The following is a 17,191-nucleotide window of genomic DNA, read 5'->3' as shown; positions in this document are numbered from 1 at the left end:
CATGTCTAAATTAAAAATCGTCATTACGGGTGGGAATGGACAGCTTGGACGTGAATTGACGGAGTGGCAGTCAACTACTGCCGACATCATTGGCTTCGGCCGTCATGAGCTGGACATTACCAGCCTTCCAGCATGCCGCAATCTATTCACGCTTCACCGTCCGGATGTTGTCATTCACTGCGCAGCCTATACTGCCGTAGATAAAGCCGAGACCGAAAGGGATGAGGCTTTTCGAGTGAATGCAGCGGGAACGCGCAACGTGGCGGTTGCTGCCCGGGAGGCAGGCGCTAAGCTTTGTTATATAAGCACGGATTATGTATTTGATGGAACAGGCACAGCGCCGTACAATGAATTTGACCAGACCAATCCTCAAACCGTATACGGTATGTCGAAGCTTGCCGGCGAGCAAGCCGTACAGACGCTGCACGATCGTTTCTATATTGTACGCACTTCATGGGTATTTGGAAAATACGGCAATAATTTTGTGAAGACGATGCTGAAAATAGCCGGTGAACGCGAACAACTCAAGGTGGTGGCAGATCAAATCGGATCGCCAACCTATACGTATGATCTTGCTGCTTTCTTATTAGAGCTCGTGCATACCGATTTCTACGGCATCTACCATGCCTCCAATAGCGGAATTTGCTCATGGTTTGATTTTGCCAAAGTGATTTTTGAAAAAAGCGGCGCTGACATTACAGCGGAGCCCTGTACAACGGCTGATTTCCCAAGACCGGCGCCTAGACCAGCCTATTCGGCTATGGATCATTCCGCCATTCGCAGTAACGGGCTAAAATTGCTGCGGCCATGGCGTGAAGCGTTAAACCACTTTCTCAAACAAAACGATCATATTATAAAGCCAAGCCTGCCAGAATAGAAATAATCGGTGGGCTTTTTTTGAAAATAAGTATACGTATCGAAGCATGCGCTCAAACTAGAGACACTTGTCAGCGGCCCCTCGGCAAGGAGAAAAAGAGGTGTATTTATGGCTTTGTGGTGCATTTGGCTGATTGCGGCGCTAGTCATTTATATTGTTCAAATAGCGGCTGTGTTCTTAATGGAGCATCGACGTCCGGCACAGCTGACAGCGTGGCTGCTGCTTGCTTTTGTATTCCCGGTCCTCGGTTTTATCGCATATATTTTGCTTGGGAAAGATTTTACGAAGCGCAGGCGTATAGAACGCTTTAAGCAGGAGGCTGTACGTTACGCAAGCCAAATATCAGAAAAGGTCAGCGGGCCGGCTGATATGGGAAACGAGCAGCTAAAGGGACAAGAGAAGCTGTATGCCATGCTTACGGGGCTTGTCCCGTTTCCGGTTACCCGCAACAACGAAGCGCTAGTGCTCACGAACGGTCATGATACGTTTGAAGCGATATTAGAGCAGCTTGAGCAGGCAAGCCATCATATACATATGGACTACTATACGATTCGTGATGATGATATAGGCAAACGTTTTTTGCAGGTGCTGACGCGAAAAGCCCGGGAGGGTGTAGAGGTCCGGTTGGTATATGATGGAATCGGCAGCTTGCGTTTGAGTGAATCCTATATTGACGAGCTGCGCCAAGCAGGCGTTCGGACGAGCTGTTTTCTGCCGCCGCGGGTCGCCTTGCTCGACAGAAAATTAAATTATCGCAATCATCGGAAAATCGTCGTTGTAGACGGCAAGGTAGGCTTTGTCGGCGGTATTAATATTGGCGATGAATATATAGGGAAAGATCCGAAGTTGGGCTTCTGGCGCGATACTCATTTGCGCTTAAAAGGCGACTCCGTCTATTATTTGCAGGAGCTGTTCATGAACGATTGGGCTTTTGCGGCGAAAGAAGAGCTGGATGGCAGCGTTTATATGCCGCGGCATCTTTGCGAGGGGAAAGAACGTGTATTGATCGTCTCCAGTAAGCCCGGACAGCATGATCACAAAATCATCGAGGTGATGTTTGCGGCCATCACGGCAGCGAACACACGGATTTATATAACCACTCCGTATTTTATTCCCGATCCCAGTCTGATCATGGGTCTCAGGACAGCTGCGCTCAGCGGTGTGGACGTGAGGCTTATCATACCGGGCAAAGCCGATTCCAGGCTCGTGCTGCTGGCGACTTTATCGTATATACAGGACATGCTGGAAGCAGGAGTGAGGGTGTACCGTTACGAGAAAGGCTTCGTTCATGCGAAGGTGATGATCGTAGATCAAATGCTGGGAATGGTTGGGACGGCGAATGTCGACATGCGCAGCTTGTACAGCAATTTTGAGCTGAATGCGGTGCTTTTTGATGAAGGAACGATTAACCGTCTGGAAGCTGATTTTATAGAGGATTTGCGGCAAAGCCGGGAGCTGGAGCACAAAGCCTTCATGAACCGTCCGAAGCGGCAAAAGGCGGCTGAGGCTCTCCTTCGTATGCTCTCGCCGCTGCTTTGACCGATGCATGGTTGACTGCAATTTCGGGCATATTTTTCGTAATGGCTTATCATAACGAGCCGTCACAGCGAATGCAGAGGCAGCTGCCTCAGCGTTCGCAAAACTTTTGGGAGGGTATCATTGTGACCGATACAAATAATGATCAAAAGCAAGCAGCAGCAGATCCGAAGCATGAGGGTCGGGACGATTATTTTATGGATATCGACAGGATGGTAAATGAAGGATTAGGCGGCGGCAATGTGACGCTGCAGAACGGCCTGATTGACGAATCAACGACGGATACGATGGATCAGGAAACGAGGTAAAGGCTTACCGCGTTAGGAAATGTTCCTTAGAAAAGGGTAGGAGGTATAGACGGAATGGATACAGCGCGTGCGATGCAGATTTACGAGTCGGAGCAGACTTTTTTGGTTAAACTGGACGAGGATTCGGTTTGGATTGAGGATATAGACCAAGCGAACGGCATGGCCACCGTTATGGTCAATAACAACCCTGTGAATACGAAAACGGTATCTGTTGACAGGTTGAAGGAAGTCAGTAAATAAATAATTAGTTAATTCTAAAGCTTGTATAAAATGACAAGAGGCTATCCCGCAAAATGGCGGGGTAGCCTCATTGCGTGTAATCGGCGTTTACCCGCCGTACGCATCTCTAAACGCAGTGCATAGCTGAGAGCGATCAACTTCCCACAGCTCCGCAATTTCAGCGCTGACATTCTCTTCCCACCAATCGCATTGAACCTTGCGGTTGCTTTTATTTTCGTAGATCCAGGTCAGGTTTAGAATAACCTTTTTAAAATAAATGTCTTCGGCCTTCTCCATCTTTTCCTTCGATATCCACAGCTTCATCCGCTTGACGGTGCGGTACAGCTCGTTGCTGCAGGCTCGGCGAATTTTTCGCGCGGTTGGATAGCCGGCGGAATGCTTTTGCGCATCAGCTTTCATTGCAAACCGACTCCTCTCTATCCCATATGTATGCGCATGGCGAGGAGCAGGTCACTTCGATTAGCTGGATAATGCGGTCACTGCACGACGATATAGCCGACCATCGGTCCGCTGTTACGCATATCGGTATGGGTTAAGCACAGAATGGGGTAAGTGCCCGCCTTCTCTGCCGTAAAACGTACAATCGTGGTCTTCCCCTTCGTTACTTCGCCACGAAGCCCTAGGCCCTCCACGACAAAAGGATGACTGTTTCCGTTCACGCCGTTAATTTGCAGCTCGATTGCCTCTCCTTTGTTCACGATAATAGTGCCTGGGTCCCAGCGGTACACTTCCAGCTCCTTGCCGTCGGCGGTTTCCGTTTTGTATTCGCCCGTCACCAGCTGGATGACACGAGCTTCCGAGGCCTGTCCGCTAACCTCTCGCGACCGGTCCCAGCTTAAGTAAACGCCGGTCAAAATGATTAACGCTGCTACGACGATAAACAATTGAATTTGCCGTTTGCTTATAATAAAAATCTTGGACATGAAACAATCACCTCATCTATTCGTATCATTTAAGGCTAGTCTATGCGTAAGCTTGACAGCACATGACAAAAGTGGAAGGCTGTCCGTATCGTATGATAGAATAGCTTCAGCGCTGAGTAGAAAGAGAAAGCTATATTTTATTAAAGGAAGGCGGATTGAGAGAAGAGATGGAATGGATTCATGGGATTTTGGATGGTGCGCTGCAGTGGGTTGAAAGCTTAGGGTATTTTGGCATTTTAATTGGACTTTTAATTGAAGTGATTCCGAGTGAAGTCGTATTGGGCTATGGGGGGTACCTTGTATCGCAAGGGGAGATTAACTTCTGGGGAGCTGTTCTATTCGGCACGCTCGGCGCGATTGGCCAAAACTGGATCCTTTATTGGATTGGCAGATACGGCGGACGTCCGATCGTAGAGAAGTACGGGAAATATATTAAACTCAAACAGAAGCATGTCGACACCGCTGAAAAATGGTTCAACAAGTACGGCGCTGGAATCGTGTTCACGGCACGCTTCGTTCCGGTGATGAGACAGGTGATTTCCGTTCCTGCTGGTATGGCACGCATGAATTTTGGATTATTTACGCTTCTTACAGCACTGGCTTCGCTGCCCTGGTCTATTTTATTTATTTATTTAGGAAGCACGCTTGGTGAGAATTGGGATAAAATCGACGAAAAAGCCGCGCCATATGTACAGCCTGCCATTTTAATCGCAATAGCGCTGCTTATCGTATATGTGCTGTTCAAATTTGTACGTTCGCGCGGCAAATCGGTATAATGGAAAAATGTTGAATGCGTCATGAATGGATTAACCATTAAATAGACGAAAGAAGGATTATTGTGAGCAAAAGCGTAGCAGATAAGCTCGGCAAAGGAATTAGTCCGCAGCAATTTATTGACGGCATGACAAAAAATAAAGAGCAGTTTACCGATTGGTCTGAAAAGTTCATCTGGACGGATGAGAGTGATAAAGAGTATTTTGAGTCGCTAAACAATCGTGACGATCTTCGCGTTTTGATTTTGATGGCGGATTGGTGCGGTGATGTCGTGCGCAATATCCCTGTCGTGTTCAAAGCGCTCGAGAACAGCGGAATCCCTACTGAGGTGCTTATTATGGAAGAGCATCTCGATACGATGGATCAATTTCTGACGATGGGCGGCCGTTCCGTACCGGTTGTTATTTTTGCGGACACAGGCGGAGCTGTGCTTGGACAATGGGGACCGCGTCCGAGCCATGTACAGGAAGCGATGATTGCGTTCAAGAAAGAAAATCCGGACCGCGAAGCAGCTGATTATCAAGAGAAGCTTACGGTTACCCGGCAAGAGATGGGCCGCCGTTACGGTGAAAGCACAGCTTATCAGTCCATTATTGTGAAAGAGCTTCGCACTTTGCTGGAGTCGTTTTAAAAGGGACAGGAGTATGAATATGCGAATTGAAACATTTACATTAGGGCCTTTGCAAACGAATGCGTATTTGATTACGGTGACGGAGCCTGCGTCCAGCGAAAGCGAACAGCCCAGGGAGCGGGCAATCGTCATTGATCCGGGCATGAATCCAAAAAAGCTGCTCGAGCGTCTTGAAGGCGTAAAGGTGGAGGCTATCCTGCTGACCCATGCCCATTTCGATCATATGGGCGGAGTGGATGAGGTGCGCAAGGCGGCTGATTGCCCTGTCTACATACATGATCTGGAGGCGGATTGGCTGACAGATCCGCGCAAGAACGGTTCGATGAGATGGCAGGACGTAACGCCGCCTCTCTCGACGGATGCGGCCGAATACGCGCTTGCGGAAGGCCAAAACTTAAATCTGCTCGGCTTATCCTTCCGGGTCATGCATACACCAGGGCATTCTCCCGGCAGCGTCAGCTTCTTATGCGGCAGCCATCTATTCTCAGGCGATGTGCTGTTTAAATTGTCGGTTGGCCGCACGGATCTGCCTGGCGGACGTGAGCGGGATTTGTATGATTCCATTCGCTTGAAGCTGTACAAGCTAAGTCCGGATGTTATTGTATATCCAGGACATGGCGGACGTACGACGATAGGGTTTGAAATGGCGAACAACCCGTATACGGGAGCATAATGCATTAGGAAGGGGCATGACGTTTGGCGGATACGAAGGTACAGCATTTTACAGAGGAATCAGAAGAGGCGCAGGGGAAGAAGCTGACAGCAGAGCAGAAAGCGGCTGAGAGCGTACGGATCATTAACGGCATCGCCGCAGAGTTATCCCTCCCGGTAACAAAGGTGAAATCGGCAGTAAGCTTGCTCGATGAAGGCAACACGATTCCGTTTATCGCCCGTTACCGTAAGGAAATGACCGGCGAGCTCGATGAGAATGCCTTAAGATCGATTGAAGAGAAGCTGCAATACATGCGTAATCTGGAAGAGCGGAAGCGCGAGGTTATTCGTCTTATAGATGAGCAAGGTAAGCTGACGGAAGAGCTGCGTACGGATATCAATAAGTCGGTTAAGCTGCAGGAAATCGAGGATCTTTACCGTCCTTACCGGCAAAAGCGCAAAACGCGTGCCAGTGTAGCGAAGGAAAGGGGGCTTGAGCCTCTGTCTGAATGGCTGTGGTCGCAGCCCCGCAGCGGTGATCCGCTTGCCGAAGCAGCCCGCTATGTGAATACGGAAAAAGGGGTGCCGACTGCGCAGGATGCCTTGAGCGGCGCTATGGACATCATCGCCGAAAATATTGCAGATGACGCTTCGATTCGCGCGTGGGTGCGCAAATTTACGTTCGATCAAGCGCTTCTAAAGACGGAAGCAAAGAACGCCGCCGAGGAATCGGTTTACGAAATGTATTACAGCTATCAGGAGCCGGTTCGCAAGCTGCCGCCCCATCGCGTGCTCGCCATTAACAGGGGCGAGCGCGAGGAGGTGCTGCGTGTCGCTTTCGACGTTCCAACTGCCCGTATCCATGAGCATATTCAGCGGAAGCTGCTGCGAAACGGTACGATCCAGTCTGTACGCGATGTGCTTGTTGCAGTCATTGAAGATTGTTACAAGCGTCTAATCTCGCCTTCCATAGAACGCGAGGTGCGCGGCGAATTGACGGAGAAAGCAGAGGAGCATGCGATCTCGATCTTCTCCGAAAACTTGCGAAACCTGCTGCTTCAGCCGCCCGTTAGGGGTAATATCGTGCTCGGTGTAGATCCGGCGTTTCGTACCGGCTGTAAGCTGGCGGTAATTGACGACATTGGAAAGCTGCTTGAGGTCGCGGTCTCCTATCCGACGCCTCCTAACAATAAGGTGGCAGAAGCGGAGAAGCTGATCAACAGCTTGATCGACAAGTATAAAGTGGAATTGATCGTCATCGGCAACGGAACGGCCTCGCGCGAAACGGAGCAGTTTATCGCTGCCTTAATAGGCAAGCGTAAAGCGGCGTCAGCGGACGGCCCCGAGCTGAAGTACATTATTGTCAATGAAGCGGGCGCGAGCGTCTATTCGGCCTCTAAGCTCGCTCAGGAGGAGTTCCCGGCGCTTGATGTGGCAGAACGCAGCGCGGTATCGATTGCCCGCCGGCTGCAGGACCCGCTTGCCGAGCTTGTCAAAATTGAACCAAAGGCAATCGGAGTCGGCCAATATCAGCATGACGTGAGTCAGAAGCGGCTCGATGAAACGCTTGGCGGAGTAGTCGAATCGGCTGTTAACCATGTCGGAGTTGATGTGAACACCGCATCGGCATCACTGTTATCCTATGTTGCGGGCATTAATGCTACGATCGCGAAGAACATCGTGAAATACCGCGATGAGAACGGCCGCTTTGTAAAGCGTACGCAGCTGCAGAAGGTGCCGCGCCTTGGCGCTAAGTCGTACGAGCAGTGTATCGGGTTTCTGCGGATCGCCGAACCGGTTAATCCGCTCGACAGCACACCAATCCATCCTGAGTCGTATGACGTGGTAGACAAGCTGTTCAGCGAGCTGGGCCTTACGCTTAAGCAGCTGGGTTCCGAGGAGTTGAAGGCTAAGCTTGCTCAGCTTGATACTGAACGAACTGCCCCTGCGCTTGGTGTGGGCGTTCCGACCTTGCGCGATATTATGGACAGTCTGCTCAGGCCGGGACGTGATCCGCGCGAGGAGCTGCCTCCGCCGATTTTTCATACGGATGTGCTGAACATTGAAGACTTAACGCCGGGGATGGAGCTTCATGGAACGGTGCGCAATGTTATCGACTTCGGCGCTTTTGTCGACATTGGCATCAAAAATGACGGTCTCGTTCATATTTCTCAGTTGAGCGATAAATTCGTTAAGCGGCCGATGGATGTGGTATCCGTTGGCGATACAGTAACCGTGTGGGTGCTAAGCGTTGATTTGAAGAAAGGCCGCGTAAGCTTGACCATGCGCAAGCCTGATTAACAGCATCTAGATAAAGGGTTTGCCTGTCATAGGGCAAGCCCTTTATACATTTATGAAAGAGCATGGGCATCCGGCACCACCAAGAACCTTATTGCATTCATCAACTAAAAGTTAATTTATTAAAGTAAGTCGATTGACAAACGTAACGACTCGAACTATACTGTGTATATAAATCATACAGTTTGTCGACGGTTAACTGTGCCATTCTGGTTTCTATTTGAAATTAACGGAGTTGAATTTTGCACAGATAAAAATTAAAATTTTGGAGGGAACTATTATGTCCGCAACTCAAATCGATTCGCAAGTAACGGTTCAAACAAATGGCCAATCGGAGCCTTCTTTTTTCCAAGTGCTGAATGATCGCCGTTCCATTCGCAAGTATGACAGCAGCGTCGTTATTACCGAGGAAGAAATACGTGATATTTTAGAGATCGCTACGAAAGCTCCATCCTCCTCGAACATGCAGCCTTGGCGTTTTCTCGTTATAACCGATCCGGAGCTGAAGAAGAAGCTTCATCCGATCGCATTTAATCAGCAGCAGGTTTTAGAAGCATCGGCAATCGTTATTGTACTCGGCGACTTGGAAATGTACACTTTATCGGATAAAATCTATGGGGCGGCTGCAGCTGCGGGCTATATGACAGAGGAAGCCGCGAATAACTTTATTGCGAACTCGACCAAAATGTACCCCTCGCTTCCGGCAGAACGCTTGAAGGAAATCGTCGTATTTGACACAGGACTTGTAGCAATGCAAATTATGCTGACTGCACGTGCTAAAGGATACGATACCGTTCCTATGGGTGGCTACAATCGCGATCAAGTGAAAGAGCTGTTTAATATTTCGGACCGTTATTTGCCAACGCTGATGCTTCCAATCGGTAAAGCGGCTGTCGAAGGCCATCCGACGACCCGCTTGCCGGTCGGGGATATTACTTTTTTCAACGGGCTGTAATAGATAGTCTACAAAAAAGTGAAAATATAAAGACCGGCCTTCCTTGCGGAGGCCGGTTTTTTCGTTGCTGAAGAGATACGCCTATAATTAGTTATCATTTTTCCAGCTGCGTGCCCCGCCAGAGCCGGTAAACGAATAAGGACAGCGCAAGAAATAGACCATATATCCCAATAACAGCTAACATATTTATTGGATTGCTTATGAGGTTGTCGCCTACTGTCACGAAGAGCAGCATGGCCGGCATTTTGCCAAGCGACGAGGCGATTGCGTAAGTGGTAAAGGAAACACGGCTTAAAGCTGCATACATATTGATAGCGATTGACGGGATAAACGGTATAAGCCTGGCAAACAGAATGGTCAGAAAGGCGTTGCGCTCGAACAGCTCCGTCAGTCTCCCTATGCGGTTATAGCGATGCAATACGTGTACGCCCCATTCCCGGTAACCGTATCGAATGAACAGAAACATAACAATAGAAGCGGCCGCCGAACCAGCCCACGCAGCGAATCCGCCAAGCGCGGGTCCAAGCGCCGCACCGATTATTCCTGAGACAACCGGGTAAGGAATAATGGGAAATAGAGCCATCAAAGCAGCCATGAGGATAACGAGAGGAACGTTGTCCGCCTGCTGAAGCCATGCCAATATCGCGTCGCCGTATGTATAAAGTATGAATGCAGCAGCTGCATAAATGATTGCAAGGCATAATTTTTTTAACATTATTTTCTCCCGACATGTAATTGCCTATATCATACCATAGCCTAACATGAAATTCAGATGCTGAAAATGCAGGCCTCCCAGATATGTGAAACGCGCAGGACCAAATGGTCCTGCGCGCTTTATTTTACTATTGTTATGAGCTTCGCCTTTGTACTCTGCTTATATTTCACCGTGAAACGGTTTTTTTTCAGGAAAAATGGCTGCATCCGCTTGCGATTATGCGATCCGATTGGAATCATTGAAACTCGGTGACGCTGCCTTGTTCCTTCGGACTTTGTTTGTTACGGTAGAAATACCAGCAGTCGTTAAGCAGCTTGATTTGCCTGCGGTCTTTTTTCTGAAATGCGCGCATCAGTTGATTGCACAGCCACTGTGGCATATATTTCGTCCTCCTCCCGGGGCCTAACTTATTGTAATACTACAATATGGAGGAGGGCGGGTGTCCGTGCAGGTCCAAGGCTAAATGCTCTGTTCTTCTTCGTACTCCTCGTACCACTGCTCAAGTTGAGCTTGCAGTGCGCGTATTTCCGTCAGCAGCGAGATAAGCGGATAGGATTTCTCTTGCACGCTTGCAAAATCCTGCTCTAAGCTGTTGATGTAATCCAGCCCTGAGACGATGGAGATCGATGAATCGTGCAGCAGGACATCGTTGCACTCCGCTACCGCGTAAGGCAAGCTTGGAACGTGCTCGGCCGTCAATTTATCGATTTCTTTATGCAGCCGCAGGTTAAGCGCGCTTAGCTGATAAGCGTGCGAATCGGGCATCTCAACGAAAAAGATGGTGTCGCTTTGTTTCAATAAGACGTAGCGCATATTTGCCATAGTAGTTATTGGACTCCCCTCGGTTATTACCATACTTCGAATGCAGGATTTTTTCGTATTTAATAATTCCTACTTGACAGTGTAGCGTATCGCGGCTTTAAAATTCAAGTAGTTGGGGGAGAATAATCGATGAATAATGAAGCACTGCAGCAATGGGTTGAACATATTTCAACAGCCTTTTTTGGTCGGCCGTTCTTGCATCAAGCGACATTCAACAGCCGTTTGAAAGCAACGGGAGGACGTTATTTTACGCGGACGCATAACATAGAAATCAGTCCTCATCAGCTTTCTGCCTTCGGGCTTGAGGAAACAGAAAAAATTATTAAGCATGAGCTATGTCATTATCATTTGCATATCATGAAGCGGGGATACCAACATCGCGATGCCGATTTTAAAAATTTGCTTGCTCATGTCGGCGGCTCACGCTATTGCCAGTCACTTCCCGAACGCGCGCAGCGCAAGCAGCAGCCGTTTCGGTACAAGCTTGTTTGCAGCAAATGCGGCATGGAGTACTTACGGAAGCGGAAGCTTGATCCCGCAAAGTACGCCTGCGGAAAATGCCGCGGAAAATTATTATTAAAATCGATTGACAATCAAAATGCTACGTGATATATTATTACTTGTCACTTTTACTTTTCCCTGATAGCTCAGTTGGTAGAGCACTCGACTGTTAATCGAGTTGTCACAGGTTCGAGTCCTGTTCGGGGAGCCAAATTTGGAGAGATACCCAAGTGGCTCAAGGGGACCCTCTGCTAAGGGGTTAGACTGCGTAAGTGGTGCGAGGGTTCGAATCCCTCTCTCTCCGCCACATTTTTTCACAAGTGTTTGCAACGGTAAGACCGTTCAACCGGTCTTTTTTATTTGCCTTTCGAGGCTGCGCCATTGTGGAAATCCATTATTGATTAGATCGATACGGCCCGTTGGTCAAGTGGTTAAGACACCTCCCTTTCACGGAGGTAACAGGGGTTCGAGTCCCCTACGGGTCACCAATTATCCTCAAAGTGTACAAGTTCTAAGGAGCTTGGTTACAATCACAGCGAGAGCCATTAGCTCAGTTGGTAGAGCACCTGACTTTTAATCAGGGTGTCGAAGGTTCGAGTCCTTCATGGCTCACCATTTTCTTGGCAGGACTAAGGAATTGTGAATGAAGATTGCTCGGCTTATAAATGTGCGGTAGTGGTGGAACGGCAGACACGCTATCTTGAGGGGGTAGTGTCCCATGGACGTGCAGGTTCAAATCCTGTCTACCGCACCATAACTTACTCTTTGCCGATGTATATAGGTGAACTTAGAAGGTGTCAGTAATAAGCACTTTTCTGATAGATGATGCCACTTTATATTCAGATCATAAATCTGACTAGAGAGTGGTTTTTTCGTTATAAGTTACTCGAGCCGTCCAAACAGATGCATCATTAGAGATGAGGAGCTGTAAACATGAGAATCAACTTAAACTTTACGAACAAGGGTCAAGCAGCGATTGGGAAATTTAATAATGAGGAATTGCTTGAAATTTTTGGGCGTTACAGCAACACTTTAATGAAAAAATATTCGATCGAGGTTACTGTGCCTGCCGAAGGTAATGAAGCGATCATTGAAAAAGGCAAGCTATCGGTTTATGTAGATAAAATCGAATGCGACGTGGAAACTTTCTTTAAAGAATTGGGAAGAGATGTTAAAGTGCCATTGAAGAAGAGACTAACGCCGGAAGACAAATTAGACAATGTATTTAAAGCAGAGACTATCGAATAAAAGCTGCGCTTATTGTGCTGAAATTTTTTTTGGGAAAGTACTTGTACTCCAGCGTATAAGCTGATATAATCATTTTTGTTGCCAAAAGATTATATGGATTTATGTTCTGAACGGCCCGTTGGTCAAGTGGTTAAGACACCTCCCTTTCACGGAGGTAACAGGGGTTCGAGTCCCCTACGGGTCACCAATTCCTTTGCAATCCGAAGCGATGCGAGTGAAGAAACGTCCTAACTTCAAATGTGCGGTAGTGGTGGAACGGCAGACACGCTATCTTGAGGGGGTAGTGTCCCATGGACGTGCAGGTTCAAATCCTGTCTACCGCACCATAACTTATTAAATGGAAAGCCTTGCGCAGCAAGGCTTTTTTTGATTTTAGCTCATATTTTCGGACAGGTATGCCTGCGTGAACTTTTGCCGGTCATGATCATGACAACGAAGCTAGGCTAGGGCCGGATCGTTACACGCGTATGGATGGGGACGAGCTTTGACAAGGCTAGAACGTCGGCGTTATACATGCGAATGCAGCCTTGTGAAACCAGATGGCCGATGGAGGAAGGATTGTTAGTGCCGTGGATGCCATAATGGGGCTTGGAGAGTCCCATCCAGAATGCACCGAAAGGACCGCCTGGATTTGCTTGCTTGTTCACGATCGTGAATTCGCCAGTAGGCGTCTGGGTAACCATTCTGCCGATGCCAACGGGAAAGGACCGAGTGACGATGTTGCCGTCCAGCAAGTGCAGTTGGCGATCGGAAAGATCGATGATAATGCGGTAGTCGGGCATAGAAGCTTCACTCCTTTCCACTTATGTTATGTATGGAGGCGGAGATTTGCTTCATCGGATATAGAACGAGGGGCGCCTGCAGCGAGGCGCCCCTTTCCTATTTAATGCTCCGAAAATTCATGGTCGTTGGACAGCTTTAGTACGTCAAACACTTTAAACAGCAGGCTGAGCACGATAGCGACTACGGTTGCGAGAGCCATTCCCGATAGAGAGAAATCCGAGATCGTAAGCTTCACACCGCTAAGTCCCGTTACGAGAACAACCGTTGTAAGGAATAGGTTAGTAGGCTTGCTGTAATCCACTTTGGATTCAACAAGCATCCGAAAGCCGGAAGCGGCGATAACGCCGAACAGCAGCAAGGAAACGCCGCCCATAACCGGACCTGGAATAGCGGAAATGAGTGCGGAAAATTTTCCGGAGAACGAAAGCACAATTGCAATGACTGCCGCGCCTCCAATAACAAAGGTCGAGTAGACCTTCGTGATAGCAAGCACGCCGATGTTTTCCCCATAGGTCGTGTTTGGGGTGGACCCTACAAAGCCGGATAGGATAGTAGAAATGCCGTTGCCCAGCATAGAGCGGTGAAGGCCGGGGTCCTTCGACAGGTCTTTGTCCACGATGTTGCCGGTTACGACCAAATGCCCGATATGCTCGGCAATGACGACAAGCGCCGCAGGCGCGATTGCAATGATTGCCGTCCACTGGAACTCAGGGAAGGTGAAATGCGGCAATTGTACGAAGCTGCTCTCGGCAACCTTGCTGAAATCGGTAAAGTCCATGAAATAAGCGAGCACATATCCTGTTACGATACCGATCAAAATCGGAATGATGCGCATGAATCCGCGGAATAGCACGGAGCCAAGCACGGTTACGGCAAGAGTAACGGTGGAAAGGGCTACGATTTTCGGATTTGGCGACCATGCTGCATCCGCTCCAGGCGGCTTTATCCAGCCGGCCATGTTTGCTGCGACCGGAATAAGCTCTAAACCAATAATCGCGACGATAGCGCCCATAGCTGCCGGCGGAAACAAGACGTTGATCCAGCCGGTGCCGGCTGCTTGAATGATAAGCGCGACGATCGTGAAAATTACGCCCGATATAATAAATCCGCCTAGAGCAGCCGCATAGCTGCCGCCTCCTGCAGCCTGATCGCCGATAACGGCGCCAGCCGGCGCAAGGAAGGCGAAGCTCGAGCCCAGATAGGCCGGGATTTTGTTGCTGCATACCCAAAGATAAAGCAGCGTTCCGATTCCGTTCATGAGTAAGCAGATAGCCGGATCAACGCCAAGTATATTTGGAACGAGCACGGTGGAACCGAACATAGCAAATAGATGCTGCAGACTAAGCAGTAAGCTTTGCAGGGTAGGAGGTCTTTCATGGACCCCAATTGCGTTTTTCATTTGATTAAGCTCCTTCTATGATGTAAGTTGTCTGTTTTGGCCCTTGTCGATTCTACATAGTTCTGCAATGGTTGGCAAGTGTTTTCTTATATAGGATGGTCATAAATGAATCCATTAATAATGAAGGGGAGGAGGCAGAATGGAGGGCAGAAGCGGCAGCAAAGGCGAAGACCTGTTTCGCTGAACGCCCGGGAAGGCACTTACGTTGCGGCCTTCAACTTCGATGCGGAAACGGAAATGGTTAAGCATGCATCATTTGCAAGAATGGGCATAGATTCGTCTAAGGGGATAGTCGTTCGGGATTTATGGAGCGGACAAGAGTGGCGTATAGACCCGGCGGACGACGAGCATCGGATTGATCTGGCGCCGGCTAAGTCTAAACTGCTGCTATTTAAACATGCTTAATTTTAGCTAGGACAGCTTATAACGCAGAAAAATGAAGATATGTGAATGTTTATCAGGAAAAATTATGAAATTTGCGAAAATCCGTGACCTAAAGGCTTACTTCCCGTATTATCCCCGATAGCGCATTTTTTGAAAAATATGACAAATGCTTGAAAGGGGAGAGATGTCAGTGAGCTTAACGGATCTTAACCAGAATGAAAAACCTGGTATGGGCGGCCGCAGGCCGCCGGAATTCAAGCCAGGCACGGTAAAGAAAATCGTTATCGGTGTCGTTGCGGCAATTATTATCATTTCTATAGGGACGTCTTCCTTCTACACGGTACAAGAGCAAGAACGTGCTGCCATTTTAACTTTCGGGAAGTATTCGAATGAAACCTCGGCAGGACTGCATTTCAAATGGCCTTATCCGATTCAGCAGGTCATTACCGTTCCGGCCGAGCTGACGCAGCGGATACATATCGGCTACCGTCAGGAGGGCTCGGAGGCGGTTCCGGTCGAAGAGGAAGCGATGATGATTACGGGCGATGAAAATATAGTATCGGCGGACGCGGTTGTGCAGTGGAAGATAAGCAACATTCGCGATTACTTGTATAACATCTCGGACCCCGAGCAGTTTTTGCGTAATGCGGCAAGCTCCTCGATCCGTGCGGTAATCGGTTCAGAGAAGCTGGATTATGCCATCACAGACGGTAAAACGGTCATTCAAGACAAAGTTCGGGAGAAGCTGATCGAGCTGCAGGCCAAATATCAAACAGGCATCCAGATCATTGATATTAAGTTCCAGGATATCGAGCCGCCAAGCGGTCAGGTAGCGGAAGCCTTCCGCGAGGTAACGAACGCGCGCGAGGAGAAAAATACGAAAATCAATAACGCCGCAAAGTACGAAAATGATCGCATACCGAAAGCGCGCGGTGAGGCGCAGGCTCTTCTTGAGAATGCGGAAGGCCAGAAGAAGTCGCGGATCTTGAATGCGGAAGGTGACGTTGCCAAATTTAATGCGATATACGGAGAGTACAAAAATAACCCGAATGTTACAGAGAGCCGTTTGATTCTCGAGACGCTGGAGAAAATATTGCCGGATGCCAAAATATTTATTACGAATTCCAACAGCGATACGGTAAATTATTTGCCGCTCAATGAGCTGCTGCGCGGATCGGGCAGCGCGGCGGCTCCGCCGGCAGCAACGCCGCCAGTCACGGAAGCTCCGCAAGGAGGTGACGCGCAATGAAGAGAAACCAATGGCTAACCCTTATCGTCGTGCTGGTTGTTTTTATTTTGGGCTCAGGCTCAATGTATATCGTGAAGGAAGGCGAATATAAAATCGTGCTTCGGTTCGGCGAGGCAATGAGGACCGTATCTGAGCCAGGCTTACAGTTTAAGCTCCCGTTTATTGAGAACGTATCGATGCTGCCTAAGTACCAAATGACATATGAGAGCAGTCCGACTTCGATATTGACGAAGGACCAGAAGCCGATCGTAGTAGATAATTACACGGTGTGGCGCATCACCAACGCATCGCAATTTTTGAGAACGGTGCAGTCGGTCAGCGGAGGCATTCAGCGGATCGACGAGGCGGTTTATAACTCTGTCAGACGCAAGCTGTCGGAGGTCAATTACGATAATATCATTAGCGAGAACACGGCGCGGGGCAACATTAACGACGAGATTACGAAGGATGTTGTAGCGGCGCTAACAAGAGATAACTACGGTATCGAAGTTATTGATGTCAGGATTAAGCGCACCGATTTGCCGGAAGAAAATAAGCAAAGCGTATACAACCGGATGATTTCAGATCGTCAATCGATCGCGGCCCGCTATTTGTCCGAGGGAGACGAGGAATCCCGCAAAATTACTTCAAAAGCGGATCGCACAGCTACGGAGCTGATCGCGCAGGCTCAGGCCGACGCGAAAAAAATTGTGGCCGAAGGCGAGCGTGAGGCGGCGGTTATTTATAACAAAGCGTATGGCAAAGATCCACAATTCTATCATTTCTACCGGACGCTGGAGAGCTATGCGGTGACATTGAAAAATGAACCTGTCATTATGATACCGATTGATTCTCCGTATGCCAAAATTTTGCTGGGACAATAATCGAGAAGCCCTTCGCTGATGCGGAGGGCTTTTT

General features: G+C 48.7%; 21 protein-coding genes and 7 tRNA genes. 21 read left to right on the top strand and 7 right to left on the bottom strand.

Annotation, left to right across the window (positions count from 1 at the left end; all coding sequences use genetic code 11):
* Position 1 precedes the first annotated feature (1 nt).
* From rfbD to ASG81_RS26210, 4 genes are all read left to right on the top strand, one after another.
* A complete protein-coding gene (rfbD, locus tag ASG81_RS26225; RefSeq protein ID WP_056641543.1) occupies positions 2-877 on the top strand; it encodes a dTDP-4-dehydrorhamnose reductase in 876 nt (291 codons plus the stop codon).
* 108 nt (positions 878-985) lie between these two features.
* A complete protein-coding gene (gene cls, locus ASG81_RS26220; RefSeq protein WP_056641541.1) occupies positions 986-2,416 on the top strand; it encodes a cardiolipin synthase in 1,431 nt (476 codons plus the stop codon).
* Between the two features lie 122 nt (positions 2,417-2,538).
* Positions 2,539-2,721 (top strand): hypothetical protein, encoded by a 183-nt coding sequence (locus ASG81_RS26215; protein ID WP_056641718.1) that lies wholly within the window; start codon positions 2,539-2,541, stop codon positions 2,719-2,721.
* Positions 2,722-2,775: 54 nt separating this feature from the next.
* Entirely contained in the window at positions 2,776-2,961 is a 186-nt protein-coding gene (locus ASG81_RS26210) for an H-type small acid-soluble spore protein (protein WP_056641536.1), read from the top strand.
* An 87-nt stretch (positions 2,962-3,048) separates the two neighbouring features.
* Here ASG81_RS26210 and ASG81_RS26205 read toward each other — a convergent pair whose 3' ends face one another.
* Positions 3,049-3,360, bottom strand: coding sequence for a hypothetical protein (locus ASG81_RS26205; protein ID WP_056641534.1), 312 nt, complete (start codon positions 3,358-3,360; stop codon positions 3,049-3,051).
* A 77-nt stretch (positions 3,361-3,437) separates the two neighbouring features.
* Positions 3,438-3,884 carry a cupredoxin domain-containing protein gene (locus ASG81_RS26200; RefSeq protein WP_056641533.1) on the bottom strand — a complete coding sequence of 149 codons (447 nt, stop codon included), beginning with the start codon at positions 3,882-3,884 and terminating at the stop codon, positions 3,438-3,440.
* A 167-nt stretch (positions 3,885-4,051) separates the two neighbouring features.
* Between ASG81_RS26200 and ASG81_RS26195 the strand changes: the two genes are divergently transcribed.
* The 5 genes from ASG81_RS26195 (at position 4,052) to ASG81_RS26175 (ending at position 9,193) form a co-directional block, all read left to right on the top strand.
* The gene (locus tag ASG81_RS26195) at positions 4,052-4,660 is read left to right on the top strand and encodes a DedA family protein (RefSeq protein WP_056641531.1); all 609 of its coding nucleotides are present in this window, start codon (positions 4,052-4,054) and stop codon (positions 4,658-4,660) included.
* A gap of 62 nt (positions 4,661-4,722) precedes the next feature.
* Positions 4,723-5,289 carry a thioredoxin family protein gene (locus ASG81_RS26190; RefSeq protein WP_056641528.1) on the top strand — a complete coding sequence of 189 codons (567 nt, stop codon included), beginning with the start codon at positions 4,723-4,725 and terminating at the stop codon, positions 5,287-5,289.
* 13 nt (positions 5,290-5,302) lie between these two features.
* A complete protein-coding gene (locus tag ASG81_RS26185) occupies positions 5,303-5,962 on the top strand; it encodes an MBL fold metallo-hydrolase (protein ID WP_442952962.1) in 660 nt (219 codons plus the stop codon).
* Positions 5,963-5,985: 23 nt separating this feature from the next.
* Positions 5,986-8,241: a Tex family protein gene (locus ASG81_RS26180; protein WP_056641521.1), complete on the top strand. Its 2,256-nt coding sequence runs from the start codon at positions 5,986-5,988 to the stop codon at positions 8,239-8,241.
* 277 nt (positions 8,242-8,518) lie between these two features.
* Positions 8,519-9,193 (top strand): nitroreductase family protein, encoded by a 675-nt coding sequence (locus ASG81_RS26175; protein WP_056641518.1) that lies wholly within the window; start codon positions 8,519-8,521, stop codon positions 9,191-9,193.
* 94 nt (positions 9,194-9,287) lie between these two features.
* Here ASG81_RS26175 and ASG81_RS26170 read toward each other — a convergent pair whose 3' ends face one another.
* From ASG81_RS26170 to ASG81_RS26165, 3 genes are all read right to left on the bottom strand, one after another.
* Positions 9,288-9,908 carry a TVP38/TMEM64 family protein gene (locus tag ASG81_RS26170; RefSeq protein WP_056641515.1) on the bottom strand — a complete coding sequence of 207 codons (621 nt, stop codon included), beginning with the start codon at positions 9,906-9,908 and terminating at the stop codon, positions 9,288-9,290.
* 235 nt (positions 9,909-10,143) lie between these two features.
* Positions 10,144-10,287, bottom strand: coding sequence for a cortex morphogenetic protein CmpA (cmpA, locus tag ASG81_RS31445; RefSeq protein ID WP_155971954.1), 144 nt, complete (start codon positions 10,285-10,287; stop codon positions 10,144-10,146).
* An 80-nt stretch (positions 10,288-10,367) separates the two neighbouring features.
* Entirely contained in the window at positions 10,368-10,730 is a 363-nt protein-coding gene (locus ASG81_RS26165; protein WP_056641512.1) for a hypothetical protein, read from the bottom strand.
* Positions 10,731-10,859: 129 nt separating this feature from the next.
* On the opposite strand from ASG81_RS26165, the gene ASG81_RS26160 reads away from it, so the two are divergent.
* From ASG81_RS26160 to ASG81_RS26120, 9 genes are all read left to right on the top strand, one after another.
* On the top strand, positions 10,860-11,339 hold the full coding sequence (locus tag ASG81_RS26160; RefSeq protein WP_056641509.1) for a SprT family protein: 480 nt from the start codon (positions 10,860-10,862) through the stop codon (positions 11,337-11,339).
* A 27-nt stretch (positions 11,340-11,366) separates the two neighbouring features.
* Positions 11,367-11,442 (top strand) — tRNA-Asn (locus ASG81_RS26155).
* A gap of 5 nt (positions 11,443-11,447) precedes the next feature.
* Positions 11,448-11,538, top strand: a tRNA-Ser gene (locus ASG81_RS26150).
* A gap of 106 nt (positions 11,539-11,644) precedes the next feature.
* Positions 11,645-11,719: transfer RNA gene (locus ASG81_RS26145), tRNA-Glu, on the top strand.
* Positions 11,720-11,770: 51 nt separating this feature from the next.
* A tRNA-Lys gene (locus ASG81_RS26140) sits at positions 11,771-11,846 on the top strand.
* 54 nt (positions 11,847-11,900) lie between these two features.
* Positions 11,901-11,985 (top strand) — tRNA-Leu (locus tag ASG81_RS26135).
* A gap of 179 nt (positions 11,986-12,164) precedes the next feature.
* On the top strand, positions 12,165-12,479 hold the full coding sequence (locus ASG81_RS26130; protein ID WP_056641506.1) for a hypothetical protein: 315 nt from the start codon (positions 12,165-12,167) through the stop codon (positions 12,477-12,479).
* A gap of 112 nt (positions 12,480-12,591) precedes the next feature.
* Positions 12,592-12,666: transfer RNA gene (locus tag ASG81_RS26125), tRNA-Glu, on the top strand.
* A gap of 54 nt (positions 12,667-12,720) precedes the next feature.
* Positions 12,721-12,805, top strand: a tRNA-Leu gene (locus ASG81_RS26120).
* Positions 12,806-12,922: 117 nt separating this feature from the next.
* Here the strand turns inward: ASG81_RS26120 and ASG81_RS26115 are convergent.
* Together ASG81_RS26115 and uraA are read right to left on the bottom strand one after the other, a co-directional pair.
* The gene (locus ASG81_RS26115) at positions 12,923-13,261 is read right to left on the bottom strand and encodes a L,D-transpeptidase (RefSeq protein WP_056641503.1); all 339 of its coding nucleotides are present in this window, start codon (positions 13,259-13,261) and stop codon (positions 12,923-12,925) included.
* Positions 13,262-13,362: 101 nt separating this feature from the next.
* Positions 13,363-14,661 (bottom strand): uracil permease, encoded by a 1,299-nt coding sequence (gene uraA, locus ASG81_RS26110; RefSeq protein ID WP_056641500.1) that lies wholly within the window; start codon positions 14,659-14,661, stop codon positions 13,363-13,365.
* Between the two features lie 105 nt (positions 14,662-14,766).
* Here uraA and ASG81_RS26105 point away from each other — a divergent pair, with 105 nt between their 5' ends.
* From ASG81_RS26105 to hflC, 3 genes are all read left to right on the top strand, one after another.
* Complete coding sequence (locus tag ASG81_RS26105) at positions 14,767-15,066, top strand: hypothetical protein (RefSeq protein WP_056641497.1); 300 nt, start codon at positions 14,767-14,769, stop codon at positions 15,064-15,066.
* Positions 15,067-15,235: 169 nt separating this feature from the next.
* Positions 15,236-16,294, top strand: a complete 1,059-nt coding sequence (gene hflK / locus ASG81_RS26100; RefSeq protein ID WP_056641494.1) for an FtsH protease activity modulator HflK — start codon at positions 15,236-15,238, stop codon at positions 16,292-16,294.
* Positions 16,291-17,157: a protease modulator HflC gene (gene hflC, locus ASG81_RS26095; protein WP_056641488.1), complete on the top strand. Its 867-nt coding sequence runs from the start codon at positions 16,291-16,293 to the stop codon at positions 17,155-17,157. Before hflK ends, hflC begins: the two co-directional genes overlap by 4 nt.
* Positions 17,158-17,191 lie beyond the last annotated feature (34 nt).

The sequence above is a fragment of the Paenibacillus sp. Soil522 genome, assembly GCF_001428245.1.
Lineage (GTDB): Bacteria > Bacillota > Bacilli > Paenibacillales > Paenibacillaceae > Pristimantibacillus.
This window is presented reverse-complemented; position numbering and strand designations above follow the sequence as displayed.

What these genes read in the sequence shown, in the direction of transcription:
- ASG81_RS26210 (WP_056641536.1), top strand. Translation starts at nt 2,776, where the DNA reads ATGGATACAGCGCGTGCGATGCAGATTTACGAGTCGGAGCAGACTTTT.
- ASG81_RS26195 (WP_056641531.1), top strand. Translation starts at nt 4,052, where the DNA reads ATGGAATGGATTCATGGGATTTTGGATGGTGCGCTGCAGTGGGTTGAA.
- ASG81_RS26105 (WP_056641497.1), top strand. Translation starts at nt 14,767, where the DNA reads ATGAATCCATTAATAATGAAGGGGAGGAGGCAGAATGGAGGGCAGAAG.
- ASG81_RS26170 (WP_056641515.1), bottom strand. Translation starts at nt 9,908, where the DNA reads ATGTTAAAAAAATTATGCCTTGCAATCATTTATGCAGCTGCTGCATTC.
- cmpA (WP_155971954.1), bottom strand. Translation starts at nt 10,287, where the DNA reads ATGCCACAGTGGCTGTGCAATCAACTGATGCGCGCATTTCAGAAAAAA.
- ASG81_RS26160 (WP_056641509.1), top strand. Translation starts at nt 10,860, where the DNA reads ATGAATAATGAAGCACTGCAGCAATGGGTTGAACATATTTCAACAGCC.
- ASG81_RS26175 (WP_056641518.1), top strand. Translation starts at nt 8,519, where the DNA reads ATGTCCGCAACTCAAATCGATTCGCAAGTAACGGTTCAAACAAATGGC.
- uraA (WP_056641500.1), bottom strand. Translation starts at nt 14,661, where the DNA reads ATGAAAAACGCAATTGGGGTCCATGAAAGACCTCCTACCCTGCAAAGC.
- ASG81_RS26165 (WP_056641512.1), bottom strand. Translation starts at nt 10,730, where the DNA reads ATGGCAAATATGCGCTACGTCTTATTGAAACAAAGCGACACCATCTTT.
- hflC (WP_056641488.1), top strand. Translation starts at nt 16,291, where the DNA reads ATGAAGAGAAACCAATGGCTAACCCTTATCGTCGTGCTGGTTGTTTTT.
- ASG81_RS26185 (WP_442952962.1), top strand. Translation starts at nt 5,303, where the DNA reads ATGAATATGCGAATTGAAACATTTACATTAGGGCCTTTGCAAACGAAT.
- ASG81_RS26200 (WP_056641533.1), bottom strand. Translation starts at nt 3,884, where the DNA reads ATGTCCAAGATTTTTATTATAAGCAAACGGCAAATTCAATTGTTTATC.
- ASG81_RS26130 (WP_056641506.1), top strand. Translation starts at nt 12,165, where the DNA reads ATGAGAATCAACTTAAACTTTACGAACAAGGGTCAAGCAGCGATTGGG.
- ASG81_RS26115 (WP_056641503.1), bottom strand. Translation starts at nt 13,261, where the DNA reads ATGCCCGACTACCGCATTATCATCGATCTTTCCGATCGCCAACTGCAC.
- rfbD (WP_056641543.1), top strand. Translation starts at nt 2, where the DNA reads ATGTCTAAATTAAAAATCGTCATTACGGGTGGGAATGGACAGCTTGGA.
- cls (WP_056641541.1), top strand. Translation starts at nt 986, where the DNA reads ATGGCTTTGTGGTGCATTTGGCTGATTGCGGCGCTAGTCATTTATATT.
- ASG81_RS26205 (WP_056641534.1), bottom strand. Translation starts at nt 3,360, where the DNA reads ATGAAAGCTGATGCGCAAAAGCATTCCGCCGGCTATCCAACCGCGCGA.